At 69.2% G+C, this 13,001-nt stretch carries 14 protein-coding genes; 7 read left to right on the top strand and 7 right to left on the bottom strand.

The window, feature by feature from the left end; all coding sequences use genetic code 11:
• Positions 1 to 3: 3 nt before the first annotated feature.
• Together AB0B61_RS15985 and AB0B61_RS15990 are read left to right on the top strand one after the other, a co-directional pair.
• The gene (locus tag AB0B61_RS15985; RefSeq protein WP_358432102.1) at positions 4 to 420 is read left to right on the top strand and encodes a hypothetical protein; all 417 of its coding nucleotides are present in this window, start codon (positions 4 to 6) and stop codon (positions 418 to 420) included.
• Between the two features lie 118 nt (positions 421 to 538).
• Positions 539 to 907: a DUF2516 family protein gene (locus AB0B61_RS15990; RefSeq protein WP_358432103.1), complete on the top strand. Its 369-nt coding sequence runs from the start codon at positions 539 to 541 to the stop codon at positions 905 to 907.
• Here the strand turns inward: AB0B61_RS15990 and AB0B61_RS15995 are convergent.
• On the bottom strand, positions 892 to 1,485 hold the full coding sequence (locus AB0B61_RS15995) for an SGNH/GDSL hydrolase family protein (RefSeq protein WP_358432104.1): 594 nt from the start codon (positions 1,483 to 1,485) through the stop codon (positions 892 to 894). The genes AB0B61_RS15990 and AB0B61_RS15995 overlap by 16 nt on opposite strands.
• A gap of 162 nt (positions 1,486 to 1,647) precedes the next feature.
• Between AB0B61_RS15995 and AB0B61_RS16000 the strand changes: the two genes are divergently transcribed.
• Positions 1,648 to 2,382 carry an alanyl-tRNA editing protein gene (locus AB0B61_RS16000; RefSeq protein ID WP_358432105.1) on the top strand — a complete coding sequence of 245 codons (735 nt, stop codon included), beginning with the start codon at positions 1,648 to 1,650 and terminating at the stop codon, positions 2,380 to 2,382.
• Between the two features lie 54 nt (positions 2,383 to 2,436).
• Here the strand turns inward: AB0B61_RS16000 and AB0B61_RS16005 are convergent, their stop codons facing one another.
• Positions 2,437 to 3,474, bottom strand: coding sequence for a TetR/AcrR family transcriptional regulator C-terminal domain-containing protein (locus tag AB0B61_RS16005; protein WP_358432106.1), 1,038 nt, complete (start codon positions 3,472 to 3,474; stop codon positions 2,437 to 2,439).
• A 117-nt stretch (positions 3,475 to 3,591) separates the two neighbouring features.
• Between AB0B61_RS16005 and AB0B61_RS16010 the strand changes: the two genes are divergently transcribed.
• Together AB0B61_RS16010 and AB0B61_RS16015 are read left to right on the top strand one after the other, a co-directional pair.
• On the top strand, positions 3,592 to 4,686 hold the full coding sequence (locus AB0B61_RS16010; protein WP_358432107.1) for an FAD-dependent monooxygenase: 1,095 nt from the start codon (positions 3,592 to 3,594) through the stop codon (positions 4,684 to 4,686).
• Positions 4,687 to 4,735: 49 nt separating this feature from the next.
• Positions 4,736 to 6,343: a DUF2207 domain-containing protein gene (locus tag AB0B61_RS16015; protein ID WP_358432108.1), complete on the top strand. Its 1,608-nt coding sequence runs from the start codon at positions 4,736 to 4,738 to the stop codon at positions 6,341 to 6,343.
• Positions 6,344 to 6,354: 11 nt separating this feature from the next.
• Here AB0B61_RS16015 and AB0B61_RS16020 read toward each other — a convergent pair whose 3' ends face one another.
• On the bottom strand, positions 6,355 to 7,263 hold the full coding sequence (locus AB0B61_RS16020) for an asparaginase (protein ID WP_358432109.1): 909 nt from the start codon (positions 7,261 to 7,263) through the stop codon (positions 6,355 to 6,357).
• Positions 7,264 to 7,322: 59 nt separating this feature from the next.
• Here AB0B61_RS16020 and dtd point away from each other — a divergent pair, with 59 nt between their 5' ends.
• Positions 7,323 to 7,748 (top strand): D-aminoacyl-tRNA deacylase, encoded by a 426-nt coding sequence (gene dtd, locus AB0B61_RS16025; RefSeq protein WP_358432110.1) that lies wholly within the window; start codon positions 7,323 to 7,325, stop codon positions 7,746 to 7,748.
• A 22-nt stretch (positions 7,749 to 7,770) separates the two neighbouring features.
• Here the strand turns inward: dtd and AB0B61_RS16030 are convergent, their stop codons facing one another.
• The 3 genes from AB0B61_RS16030 to AB0B61_RS16040 all read right to left on the bottom strand — a co-directional run bounded on the left by AB0B61_RS16030 (position 7,771) and on the right by AB0B61_RS16040 (position 9,959).
• Positions 7,771 to 8,166: a VOC family protein gene (locus AB0B61_RS16030; protein ID WP_358432111.1), complete on the bottom strand. Its 396-nt coding sequence runs from the start codon at positions 8,164 to 8,166 to the stop codon at positions 7,771 to 7,773.
• 16 nt (positions 8,167 to 8,182) lie between these two features.
• Positions 8,183 to 8,434, bottom strand: a complete 252-nt coding sequence (locus AB0B61_RS16035) for a DUF3224 domain-containing protein (protein WP_358432112.1) — start codon at positions 8,432 to 8,434, stop codon at positions 8,183 to 8,185.
• A gap of 295 nt (positions 8,435 to 8,729) precedes the next feature.
• Positions 8,730 to 9,959: a serine hydrolase domain-containing protein gene (locus AB0B61_RS16040; RefSeq protein ID WP_358432413.1), complete on the bottom strand. Its 1,230-nt coding sequence runs from the start codon at positions 9,957 to 9,959 to the stop codon at positions 8,730 to 8,732.
• An 895-nt stretch (positions 9,960 to 10,854) separates the two neighbouring features.
• Between AB0B61_RS16040 and AB0B61_RS16045 the strand changes: the two genes are divergently transcribed.
• Positions 10,855 to 11,739 carry a LysR family transcriptional regulator gene (locus AB0B61_RS16045; protein ID WP_358432113.1) on the top strand — a complete coding sequence of 295 codons (885 nt, stop codon included), beginning with the start codon at positions 10,855 to 10,857 and terminating at the stop codon, positions 11,737 to 11,739.
• Positions 11,740 to 12,048: 309 nt separating this feature from the next.
• Here AB0B61_RS16045 and AB0B61_RS16050 read toward each other — a convergent pair whose 3' ends face one another.
• Positions 12,049 to 12,987: a glycine cleavage T C-terminal barrel domain-containing protein gene (locus tag AB0B61_RS16050; protein WP_358432114.1), complete on the bottom strand. Its 939-nt coding sequence runs from the start codon at positions 12,985 to 12,987 to the stop codon at positions 12,049 to 12,051.
• Between the last annotated feature and the right edge of the window lie 14 nt (positions 12,988 to 13,001).

Below are 13,001 nucleotides of genomic sequence, written 5' to 3' on the forward strand. Positions count from 1 at the left end.
CCCATGACGCTGGCCACTGAGGTCAAGAAGCTCACCGACTCCAAGCCTTTCTACGCCGTGGCGGGGGCGGGCGACTATGCCGTGGAGAAGCTGCGGGAGCTGCCCGACCAGCTGCTGAAGCTGCAGTCCCGGCGCGCCGAGATCGCCAAGGACCTGCCGGAGAAGGCCCGCACCTACGCCGACAAGGCCGAGGGCTTCGCCAGGGAGTTCCCCGAGAAGGCGCGCACCTACGCCGACCAGCTGACCGTGCTGGCCACCGAGGTCTACGAGGACTTCGCCACCCGTGGGCGCAAGGTCGTCAGCAAGACGACCGGCGAGGCCGCGCTGGAGCTGGAGGAGGTGTCGGAGGCCGCCGAGCCGGCCGTCGCCACCCCCGTCAAGAAGCCCCGCACCACCAAGACCACCACGCCCAAGGCCTGACACCACGCCGAAAGCCCGCCTCCGCACGGAGGCGGGCTTTCCGCTTCGGGGGTGCCCGTTTGTCGGGAGCGCCTACTAGGCTGGGGCCGTTTCATCGCGAGCGTTGGGCGGGACTCACATGGAAATTGTCAACGGCGGCTTGAATCTTCTCTTCCTGCTGCTCGCGGCCGGCATCTTCGGCATGTCGGTCTACGCGCTGGTGCACGCGGCGCGGGTGCCGGCCAACGCGTTCGTGTCGGCCGGAAAACTACAGAAAAACCTCTGGCTGATCATCCTGATCCTGGCCACGCTGTTCTCCGCCGCGGGCGCGTGGTCCTACTTCCAAGCCTTCATGTTCCTTGGGGGCCGCGAGTTCCTCGGGATCGGGCTGGGGTTCTTCTCGATCATCGCCGTCATCGCGGCGACGGTCTACGTCGTCGACGTCAAGCCCGCCGTCAAGGGCATGGGCGGGCGCGGTGGCAACAACGGCCCCTACGGACCTTGGTGATCCTTCCCGGGTAGGCGGCCGATGGCGTCCGCCAGCCATTGGGCCAGGTGGAGATGGCCCTCGGCGGTCGGATGGATACCGTCGGGGAGCAGCTGGCCGGACGGGGTGCCGGTGATCCGCTGCTCGGCGAGCGGGTCCAGGAAGGGGACGGTTTCCTGCTGGGCCAGGCTCGCCAGGGCGTCACGCAGCCGATAGGCCTTGCGCGGGGTGTCGTGCAGCCAGATGGGGCCGATCATGAGGATCCGGGTTCTCGGCCAGTGGGTCCGCGCCTCGGAGATGAGGCTCGCCGCCGCTCGCCGTACGCTCTCCGGCGACCAGGGACAGTCATTGTGGCCGCCGGAGATGATCAGCAGGTCGGGCGCGGGGCGCCAGGCCAGCTCGGCCTCGAACGACTCCTGGAACGTACGCCCGACGCGGCCCTGGTTGAGATAGCCGGTGCCGCCCGCGCCCGCGATGACCGGTTGCCAGCCGAGCAGGCGAGCCGACTCGGTGGCGTAGGTCCGCCAGAGCGGCACCGGGCCGGAGCCGACCGTGAAGCTGTCACCGACGAACATCACGACGGGCGCGCTCTGTGGCACGGGCGACTCGGAATGAAGCTGCGCCGGGCTCGGCCAGGATTCACCAGCCCCACCACTACATCCCGTTATTGCACAACAAATCCCCAATATCGCGACAGCCGGTGCGATCAGGGCTCGATCCAGCAGGCCGCGCATAACCACCTCGGGGCTTAAGCTGCCGACATGACTCATGACCTCCACGGGCGGACAGAACGGCTCGAATTGTCGGATCAGGATCTGCGCGACTTCGAGGCCGTCGTCCTTGACTCCACACCCGACGGAATCGTGCTGAGCAAGTCGGCATTCTATCCAGGCGGAGGCGGCCAGCCGGCGGATCACGGAGTTCTGCTCTGGCAGGGGGTGGAAACTCGGATCGTCGGAGTACGCAAAGGCGATGATCTGCACCTGATTCCGGCAGAGGACGACCCGGTCCCGCCGGTCGGCACGGTCGTTCAGGGGGCGGTGGCCGACGCACGCCGTTCCGCGTTGATGCGTACCCACTCGGGGCTGCACGTCCTGTGCGGCGTCGTCTTCCGCGACTACGGCTCGCTGGTGACGGGCGGCAACATGGACGAGCTCAGCGCGCGGATGGACTTCAACCTGCCGGAGCTGCCGCCGGGCTTCAAGGAGGCGGTCGAGGACGCGTGCAACGCCGAGATCGTCGCGGACCGGCGCATCGACGTACGGGTGCTGCCGCGCAAGGAGGCGTTCGACATCCCGGACATCATCCGGACGGCGACGAACCTGGTGCCGGCGCACGTGGCGGACGTCAGGATCGTCGACATCGTCGGGCTGGACACCCAGGCCGACGGGGGCACGCATGTCGCCTCGACGAAGCAGATCGGCCGCATCAAGGTGGCCAAGATCGAGAGCAAGGGCCGCGGCTTCCGGCGCCTCCGCATCGCGATCTCAGACTGACGCCTCCGCGTAGCGGTCCCGGATCGGCGCCTCCGAGTCGAGCTCCCGGGCTGGTCATGACCTGGCCTGGCCCGCGGCCTCGATGATCCCGGCCAGCCCGTCGAGCAGCGGTCGCAGACCGAACTCGAAGAGGCGGTCGAGGTTGAAGTCGAAGTCGCCGTCCATCCGCCGGATGACGTCGGCGAATGTGGGGTAGGCGCCCGAGGTGGCGACGGCCGTCAGCCGCGCGTCCTGGGTCCGCATCCATTCGTCGTCGGTGAGGCCGGTCGCGGCCTGCGCTTGGGCCTCCAGTTCGAAGTTGGCGGCGATCCCCTGGACGTAGCTGTACAGCAGGATGTGCACGTGCATCATGCTCTCCGGGTCGAGGCCGTGGCCGTCGACCGCCGCCAGCGCCCATTCGGCGTGCTTGAGCAGGCTAGGTGAGGGCAGCGGCCGGGTCAGCGAGGTGATCCGGGTGAGCCACGGGTGCCGCCGGTAGGCCGCCCACTGCACGCGGGCCGCCACCTCCAGCCGGGCCCGCCAGCCGGGTGGCGGCTCGGCGGGGAGCGGGAATTCGCCGAACACCTGGTCGATCATCAGCTCGACCAGGTCGTCCTTGCTGCCCACGTGACGGTAGAGCGACATCGTGGCCACGCCGAGCCGACCCGCGACGCCGCGCATGGACAGCGCGGGCAGCCCTTCGGCGTCGGCGATCTCGACGGCGGTCCGCACGACACGATCCCGCGTCAGATCACGCGCGGAGTCGCGGACCGGATCACGGACTGGGTCCCGGACCGGATCGCGGAAGGCCGGATCGCCCGCCGGATCTCGCGTCGGCTCCCGGCCGGGGTCGTCCGGGTCGCCGTGCGGGCGACGTGGTGACCGGGACGACGGCCCGGCGACGACCGTGCCGACGCGCGACTCGGCCACGACCACGCCTTCCTGCCCGAGCCGGGCCAGCGCCTTGGCGGCCGTGGCCAGGGCCACGTCCCAGTCCCTGGCCAGCTGCCTGGTGGAGGGCACCCGCTCCCCGACCCGCAACTCACCGTCCGCTATGCGGCGCTTGATGTCGTCGACGATCCGCACGTACGGCGGCACGGCTTCCACAGCCACCTGGCCTCCTCCACCCCTGTACTAGTACAGAGATTAGCAGAACCCCAGTTGTCAAGCCTGTCTGTACGTCGTACATTCACCTCGTACAGCGTCAACAACAGACAAGGGAGAGCCCCCATGAACGTCCTCATCTCCGGCGCCAGCATCGGCGGGCCCGTCCTGGCTTACTGGCTGCGCGAGCACGGCTTCGAGGTGACCGTCGTCGAACGCGCCCCCGCCCCCCGCCGAGGCGGCCAGGCGATCGACATCCGGGGAGCCGCGCTGGAGGTGGCCGCGCGCATGGGCATCCTGGAGCAGGCCCGAGCCATGAAGACCGACATGCGCGGCATGTCGATGGTCGACGGCGACGGCAACGAGCTGATGCGCACCACCGAGGAGACGATCAGCGGTGGCCGGCTGGACAGCCCCGACATCGAGATCATGCGCGACGACCTGACCGCACTCGTCATCGCCGCCTCGGGCAGCGGCGTCGAATACCTCTATGGCGACTCGATCGCGGCGCTCCACGACGACGGCCAGGGTGTCCAGGTGACGTTCGAGAACGGCGGGCGGCGGCGCTTCGACTACGTGGTCGGCGCCGACGGCCTGCACTCGAACGTGCGCGGGCTGGTGTTCGGCGAGGAGTCGCGGTTCATCCACCACTTGGGCATGTACGTGGCGATCTACAGCGCCGACAACTTCCTCGGCCTGGACCGCTGGCAGGTGTGGCACCGCGAGGGCGACGCGGGGTTCGGCCTCTACACCGCGCCCGGCAACGCCTCGATCCGGGTCAACATCGGCTTCGGCGGCGCGGACGTCGCCTACGACTACCGCGACGTCGCGCAGCAGAAGCGGCTCATCCAGGAGCACTGCTCCGGGCTGGGCTGGGAGACGCCCCGGCTGCTGAAGGCGATGTGGGCGGCCGACGACTTCTACTTCGACGCGATGGCGCAGATCCGGATGGAGCGCTGGACCGAGGGCCGGGTGACGCTGGTCGGCGACGCCGGCTACTGCGCCTCGCCGCTGTCGGGCCAGGGCACCAGCCTGGCGATGGTCGGCGCGTACGTCCTGGCTCAGGAGCTGTCCAGGGACCCGCACGGCGCGTTCGACCGCTACGAGGCGCGGATACGGCCCTTCGCCGAGCTCAACCAGGCCCTCGCCCTGGAGAACCCCGGCCAGGCCGCGGCTCCGGAGAGCGTCCAGCGGGCCGCCAACGGCATCGCGCTCGACTGATCCAGCCTGGTACCCCTCCAAGGGGGACGAACCGCTACGATGTGCCGCCATGACGGGTATCAGGCGCACGCTGGCCATACTGGGGGCCGTCGCTCTGTCGCTGACCGCCGTCCCCGCCACGGCGGCGGCCGGGATCACCGACGAGGTGACCATGAGCCTTGCCAAGGACGGCACGCTACACGTGGTGGAGAAGATCAGCGGCGGCTCGGGGGAGCTGAAGCGGACATTCCTCACCCGGACCCGCTTCGACGACGACAACGACCGGCTCTACCAGATCTCGAACGTCAAGGGCGGCACGCTCACCGGCGACGTGCTGACCATGAAGGGGCCGGGCACGGTCCAGTACGACGTCAAGGGTGCCGTGACTCCCGCGGGCGCCATCGAGGAGCTGCGCTGGTTCGCGGTGAACGGCTGGAGCACGCCGGTCACCAAGGCCACGGTCAAGGTGAGCGGTCCCGGCCAGGTGCAGAACCTGTCGTGCTTCGCCGGTGAGCTGACCTCGGCCATCGGCTGTACGTCCGCCTCCATGGACCACGGCGCCACCGAGGCCGCCTTCGAGCAGCAGAACGTGGGCCCCGGCCAGGCACTGACCGTGGTCGTCGGCTACGCCAAGGGCTCCACCAGCGGCGCGCCGATCCTGGAGCGGCGCTTCTCGCTGGCCGGCGCGTTCACGCTGAACGGTGTCACCGGCGGCGCGCTCGCCGCCCTGCTGGTCCTCCTGCTCGGCGGCGTCGGCCTGCTCTACTGGACGCGCGGACGCGACTCCAGGGCCGCCGGCCACGAGCGCAACTCGGTCGCCCCCGTGCAGAACGGGCACTTCTCCCCGCCCGACGGCGTCCGGCCCGGCCAGATCGGCACCCTCGTGGACGAGCAGGCCGACGTGGTCGACGTCACCGCGACGATCGTGGACCTCGCGGTCCGCGGCTACCTGCGGATCGACGAGCAGCCGCGCCAGACCTACGACGCGCCCGACTGGACGCTGGTCAGGCTGCCGAACGCGCCGGTCAACACGCTGCTGCCGTACGAGCGGGCGCTCTATGACGCCATCTTCGACGGGCGTGACATGGTGCTGCTGTCCCAGCTGTCCGGTTCGTTCGCCAGCCACCTGGGCAAGGTCCGCGACGCCCTCTACACCGACGTGGTGACGCAGGGCTGGTTCGCCCGCCGCCCCGACACCGAGCGGACCCGCTGGACGGTCATCGGCGTGCTGCTCATCGGCGTGGGCCTGCTGGCCACCGTGGCCCTCGCCTGGTTCACCACGTACGGCCTGCTCGGTCTGGCACTGATCATCGCCGGTGGCGCGCTGGCGGTCGGCGGTCAGTACATGCCCGCCAAGACCGCCAAGGGCTCGGCCGCGCTGGCGCACACGATGGGTTTCCGCGAGTACCTGTTCTCCGGTGACCTCGGCGAGGTGCCCGAACAGCACCGGGTGGAGCTGTTCTCCCGCTATCTCCCGTACGCGGTGATCTTCGATGGTGTGGAGCACTGGTCGCGGGTCGTCGCCTCCGTCACCGGCAACGGGAACGAATCCGACAACCTGTACTGGTATCACGGCCCGGCCGAGTGGGATCTGTCCAAGTTCGCCGGGTCGATGCGGACGTTCACCACGACGACCTCAGGCGCCATCTCGGCCAGCCGCCAGTTCCGCACGCTGTAGGAGCCCAGCGCTCAGCGCAGGCGCAGTTCGCCCACGGCGCGCCCGCCGCCCATCAGCGGCGGGTGGGCCATCGTGTCCAGCTCCGGGGCGTCCAGGCCGAGCGAGCGCAGCGCCGCCACCGTGACGGGCGTGCGGGCCCGCTGCGCGCCGTCCTCGACCTTGACGGCGCCCGCCCGCCCGTCCTCGAACACGAACGCGTCGAACCCCTCCGCGCCCACCTTGACCATCAGCCCCGGCAGGGCCCGCATCAGCTCGGCCTCCGGCCTGATCGTGCCGGAGGTCCACTCCGGATGCGCGCGCATGGCGTCGAAGATCCGCCGCTCGTACGAGCCCGCCTCCCCCAAAGCCAGCGCGCGGAAGGCCCGTGTCACCCCCACCATCGAGACGAAGAACAGCGGCGCGCCGCACCCGTCCACGCCCGAGGCCGCGACCCGCTCGCCCGTCAGCTCCTCCACCGTGCGGCGGATCGTCCGCTGCAGCGGGTGCGCCGGCTCCAGGTAGGTGGCCGTCGGCCAGTCGTTCAGCACACAGGTGGCGAGCATGGCGGCGTGCTTGCCCGAGCAGTTCATGTAGACGCGGCCCAGGTCGGTCGCCGCCCGCTCGAAGGGGTAGTCCTCGGGGCAGAGCAGCGCCGACTCCGTCAGCCCGGCCTCCGCCAGGATCTTCCGCACGCCGTCCACGTGGTACGGCTCACCGGAGTGGGAGGCGCAGGCCAGCGCGAGGAGTTCGCCGTCGAGCACGAGCCCGGCGCGGAGCATGCCGAGCGCCTGGAGCGGCTTCATGGCCGAGCGCGGCGAGGCCGGCACGTGCACCGCCCCGTGGGCCGCGACCGGATCGCCCGCGGCGTCCACGGTGAGCATGCGCACGTGATGGGTCGACTCCACGAACCCGGACCGGACAACCTCGACGACCAGCGACATTCGCCTCCCCTTTCGGCATGAGTCTACGAAGCTTTTGACCTGCGCCAGAATGAGGTCTCATGCGAGCAGTAGTGCAGCGAGTCAGCACCGCGTCCGTGGTGGTCGACGGGGAGACGGTCGGCGCGATCGACGAGCCCGGCCTGCTCGTTCTGGTCGGCGTCACGCACACAGACACCCGCGCCGAAGCGCGCAAGCTCGCCACCAAGCTCTGGGGGCTACGCATCCTGCATGGCGAGAAGTCCTGCTCCGACGTGTCGGCGCCGCTCCTGGTGATCAGCCAGTTCACCCTGTACGGCGACGCCCGCAAGGGCCGGCGGCCCACCTGGCAGGCCGCCGCCCCAGGTCCGGTCGCCGAGCCGCTGGTGGACGCCGTGGTGGACGAACTCCGGGCACTGGGAGCCCACGTGGAGACGGGCCGGTTCGGCGCGGACATGAAGGTGTCCCTGGTCAACGACGGCCCGATCACCCTGGTGCTCGACATATAGTCTGCGCGTAGATGATCGACGGCTAGCTTGTTGGTATGACGCCGATGCCGGCCAAGGTGCGCAGGACGCAGAACTCGTTGCCCTCGGGATCGGCCATGACCACCCAGCTTCGGTCTGGGCCTTGGCCCACATCCTTCTTGGTGGCGCCGAGGCCGAGCAGTCTGGTCACCTCGTCGTCGGTGCTGCCGTCGATCGGGCTGACGTCGAGGTGAAGCCGGTTCTTCACGGTCTTACCCTCGGGCACCTGGATGAACAGCAGGGTGGGCGGCATCTGGCGGGCCAGGACCTCCTCGACGGCCGGCTCCCAGGAGCCGATCTCGACCTTGCCCTCTTTGAAGTCCAGGACCTCACACCAGAAGGCCGCGAGTCTCTCCGGATCGTGGCAGTCGACGGCCAATTCGGTGAATCTACTTGTCATGTCTCTCCTCGACGTTTCACCCCGTGCCGGAGTTCGGGACGATGCTTCCTTCGCTGTTCTGGTCGGTCCCGTCGGCCAGCCCCCAGTGCTGGATGACCAAGGTGCCCTGGCGGCCGTCGAGCGTGCCTTCGATCACGCCCTGGTAGCGCTTTCGGATCGTGACCCGGGTCAGGTTGGGCCCATCGGCGTGCTTGTCATACAGGCTCTCGTCGAACTCGACGATCTCGAACCCCGCCTTGACGGTGCGCTCTACCTGCGGGTCACTCATGATCACTCAACTCCCAAGCCCGGAGCGGGCGCTTCAGGCATGGGACGCACCACACTCGGGTCGGCAGGAATGGGCATCACAAATCGTCTTCCTTCCGAAGAGGTGGAGTTGGAGAACGCCAGGCCCCGTCGCCTGACGTCGTGCACGTTGAGGTAGAGCACACAGCTCTTGTAGTCCTCGGGTACGAGCTTCGACCTGGCCGCCCTTATCGGTACGGAACGAACCGTACCGATAAGGTGTCGGCATGACCGACAATCCCCATCGTCGCGGCGCCGACCGGGGCGCGGGCTCGGTGTCAGTCGTCGATCGCCTGGTAGAGGGTGGTCCAGAAGTCGTGGATGAGCTGTGCCGAGTTCGGGACTGACATGCCGACCTGGGTGAGCAGGAGTCCGGTGAGCTGGTTGTCCGGGTCGGCGTAGGTCGAGGTGCCGCTGCCGCCGTCCCAGCCGAACTGGCCGATGGGGGCGTAGTCGCCGCGGTAGGTGCGTACCGCCATCCCGAAGCCCCAGCCGCCGTGCTGGCCCTGGCCGAAGGACAGGTGGACATTGTCGCGGGCCATGGCGGTCCGGGGAGCGTTCTGCTCGGGTGTGAGGCGGTTGGTGGTCATCATCTCGACGGCGGGCCGCGACAGGATCCGCTCGCCCCCGTACGTCCCGCCATTGAGCAGCATCTGGAAGTAGGCGTGGTAGTCGTCGGCGGTGGAGACCAGCCCACCGCCGCTGCCCTGGAAGGCCGGCGGCTTGCTCCAGCGTCCCCCCTCGGCCTCGTCCCACACCTGGAACTCCCCGCTCTGCGGGTCGGGGGCGTAGAGGGCCGGCAGCCGGTCGATCTTGTCGGCGGGCACGTGGAAGGCGGTGTCGGTCATGCCCAGCGGGTCGAAGACGCGCTCGCGCAGGAACGTCTCGAACGACTGGCCGGTGACCCTGGCGACCAGCACGCTGAGTACATCGTGGCTGATCTGGTACTGCCAGCGCTCGCCGGGCTGGTGCATCAGCGGCAGCTCGCCCAGGCGGCGCATCCACTCATCCGGCTCGGGCATCGGCTCCGGCAGGTCGGGCGTCAGCCCCCGCTCGAAGATCGCGCCCATGATCGGCGCACCCAGCGCCGTCATGTCCATGCCGAGCCCGAAGGTGGAGGTCAGCAGGTCCCGCACGGTGATCGGCCGCCGCGCCGGCACGGTGTCGTCCAGCGGGCCGTCGATCCGCTTCAGCACCTGCCGGTCGGCCAGCTCGGGCAGCCACGGCTCCACCAGGTCATCCAGCCGCAGCCGGCACTCATCCAGCAAGACCATCGCCGCCGCCATCGCGACCGGCTTGGACGTGGACGCCATCCGGAAGATCGTGTCCCGGCGCATCGGCGCGCCACCGCCATGACGCATCGTCCCGAGCGCCTCGACATGCGTCTCACCGCCCCGGCTCACCAGGGCGACCAGCCCGGGAATCTTCCCGGACTCGACATGCCGGGCCAGCACCTCGCGCAATCTGTCCAGCCCGGTCTTGGAGAAGCCGCTGTTGCTGTGTCTCATCATGAATTTCCTTACCTACAGTGTTCGATCTTGTGAGACCCGTCCGGCGGGGCGCTCACGGGCTTCCATGAGCGACGCACGAGGGTCAGGGGTTGGCCCAGTTCGCAGCCCCGAGGCCGCAATCGCTGAACCGTTCATGGCGTCCACCATCGCCGACCGCTCTGATACCGGGGGGTCGCCGTCCTGACGCGACCGCTGACACGACATCGCATGGTCAATGGCGAGTGCGAGGGCTGGTCAGCTAGGTCGAGGGCTCCGGTGATCTTGCAGGCCATCTCGGAGGAGCTGGCGCAGCAGGATGTCGGCGGCCGCATCGCCGCGGCTCAGCCAGGGAAATTCGCGGGTGTCGAGCGCCTCGCGAAGCCCAGATGGGTGGTGAAGTGGCGGGAGCTTGCCAGATCGTCGATGGCGAAGACGACCGTTGAGGCGACAATGTTCATGGCTCTGCTCGTATGCGGTTGCCCAGCATGGTTTCCCCCAATGCGGTGATTCATCCTTGATCAGGGTCGCGGGTATGGCCGGGCCGGGGCAATGTCGGAACGTGCAACACTGCGTTAACCACAGACTTAACGTCAGGGCGGACACGCGGGAGATCGGCGACGTCGAGATCTTCCTGACGCCGGCCGAGGAGCTGAACTTCGGCCGCACGGCGGGGCGCGGCGAACAACCGGGGTGTTGACCAGAATGTCCATCCGTACCTGGCTCCTCCACGGGCAAGCCCGCCTCCGGTCCGGCGAACAAGATGTCCACGTCACCGAGGGTCCCAGCTCGACCCTGACGGAAAAGGCCTGGTCGTCGCCCTTCCGGACTCGCGGATCGAGTACGGTGGATCACCACAACAACGACAAATGCCGCATGATCACATGAAGCGGAGACTTATCGTGGCAGGTCAAGCGTGGAACTGCGGGACATCCAGATCTTCCTGACCCTGGCCGAAGAGCTGCACTTCGGGCGCACCGCCGAGCGCCTGCACGTCTCCCCGGCCCGGATCACCCAGGCGATCAAGAAGCAGGAGCGGCAGATCGGCGCCCAGCTGTTCCTCCGGAACAACCGCAGTGTCTTGCTGACGCCCGCGGGAGTGCGCCTGCGTGACGACCTGCGGCCGATCTACCACGCGCTCGGTGAGAGCGTGGAGCGGGCCAAACGTGAGGCGCAGAACAAGAACCAGGCGCTGCGGTTGGGCATGCTCAGCACCAACACCGCCGAGCTTCGTCCCCTCTTCGACGCGTTCGCGGCCCACCGTCCCCACTGCGAGATCCAGCTCCGCTACGTCAGTTTCAGCGATCCCTTCGGACCCCTGCGTGCCAGGGAGGTCGACGTGCTGCTGGCCTGGCTCCCCGTCGAGGAGCGCGACCTCACCGTGGGCCCGATCATCTCCACCGAACCCCCCGTGCTGGCTATGTCAGCCACGCATCGACTGGCCACGCGGACGTCGGTGAGCTACGAAGACCTCGGCGACGAGATCGTCATGGGCGGCGCCCACCCCGGCTACTGGCGCGAGGCGATCATCCCCACCCGTACCCCCAGCGGCCGGCCCATCCGCACCGGGCCGACCGTCTCCACCGGCGAAGAAATGCTCCCCATCCTCGCCGCCGGAGAGGCTGTCTCCCCCGTTTTCGGTCACTCCACCCGCTACTACGCCCGACCCGACACAGTTCACGTGCCCATTCGCGACGCGCCGCCGCTGCGCTGGGCACTCATCTGGAGCACCGCAGCAGAAAACGACCTGATCCGCCAGTTCGCCCGTGCTGCCCGCCACGTCGGCGAGCTCGAATTCTGAACGAGGGCACCGGCGTATCGGCACCGGCCCACTTCTCCCACGCCGCCTGCGCCCAGGCCGTCGCCGAACTGGCCGGCGACCGCGAACTCGCCACCCTTGGCCGCCTTCGCCGCAGGCCAGGTGCCTGCGGCGCTTCCCCGCGACTGCGGGTGAGGAATATCGGGCCCATTCCCTGCGCGCGTAACGGCGGCCGGCCACGTGCGGGATCAGCGGGCGTATTCCTGGAAGCCCTCGGCCATGGTCGGCGGGTGGCGGGTGCCCCATGCTTGCCGTACGGGATGCTTAGGGTTGAAAGGCGGGGCGGATCGGTTATCGCAGGCGGCGCCGCATCGCCGGGTCGATCGTGACGTTGCGGCCCGCGTCGGGCGGGACGATGACCTCCTGGGCGGCGGCGACGCCGCCCGCGAGCAGGGGCGCGTCGACCGGCACCGTCCGTTTGACCATGGCCAGCGCGATCGGGCCCAGCTCGTGGTGGCGGGCGGCGGAGCCGACGACGCCCACCTCCTGGCTCTCGAAGATCACCGGCGCGCCGTGCGCCGGCAGCGTGTCGACGCTGCCGTCGAGGTGCAGGAACACCAGCCGCCGCGGCGGATGCCCCAGATTGTGGACGCGGGCGACCGTCTCCTGACCCCGGTAGCAGCCCTTGGTGAGGTGGACGGCGGTGCCGATCCAGCCCACTTCGTGCGGGATCGTCTTGTGGTCGGTGTCGAAGCCGAGCCGGGGCCGGTGCTCCTCGATGCGGAGCGCCTCGTACGCCCAGAGCCCGGCCAGCGGCTTGCCCAGATGGTCGGCCAGCTCGGCGCGCGGCACCAGGAAGTCCTCGGTCGCGGACGAGAGCACCGCCAGGTCGTCGGCGCGCGAGACCTCGACGCGGAGCATGAACCGCATCCGGTCGAGGTAGGCGACCAGGCTGTCGGCGGTGCCCGGCTCGACGTGCGCCAGCACGGTCTCGCCGTCGTCGACCAGCGTCAGGTGGTGCAGGACCCGGCCCTGGAGATCGAGGTCGAGCGTCTGGGTCCACGCGCCGGGCGCCAGCGTGTCGAGCTTCTGCGAGGTCAGGTCGTTGAGCCATTTCAGCCGGTCGGCTCCGGAGACGCGGACCACCTCGCGGTTGCTGCGGTCGACCACCGCCTCGCCCTTGATGAGCGCCCGTTGTTCGGCGAACAGGTCACCGTAGTGGGCGGCCACGTCGGAGTCGGGGCCGTCGGCGGGAACGGCACCGGGGAGATCGAGCAGAGGGCTGCGCATGCCTTCCAGGTTAT

The organism is Nonomuraea sp. NPDC049158 (genome assembly GCF_040648335.1).
Lineage (GTDB): Bacteria > Actinomycetota > Actinomycetes > Streptosporangiales > Streptosporangiaceae > Nonomuraea.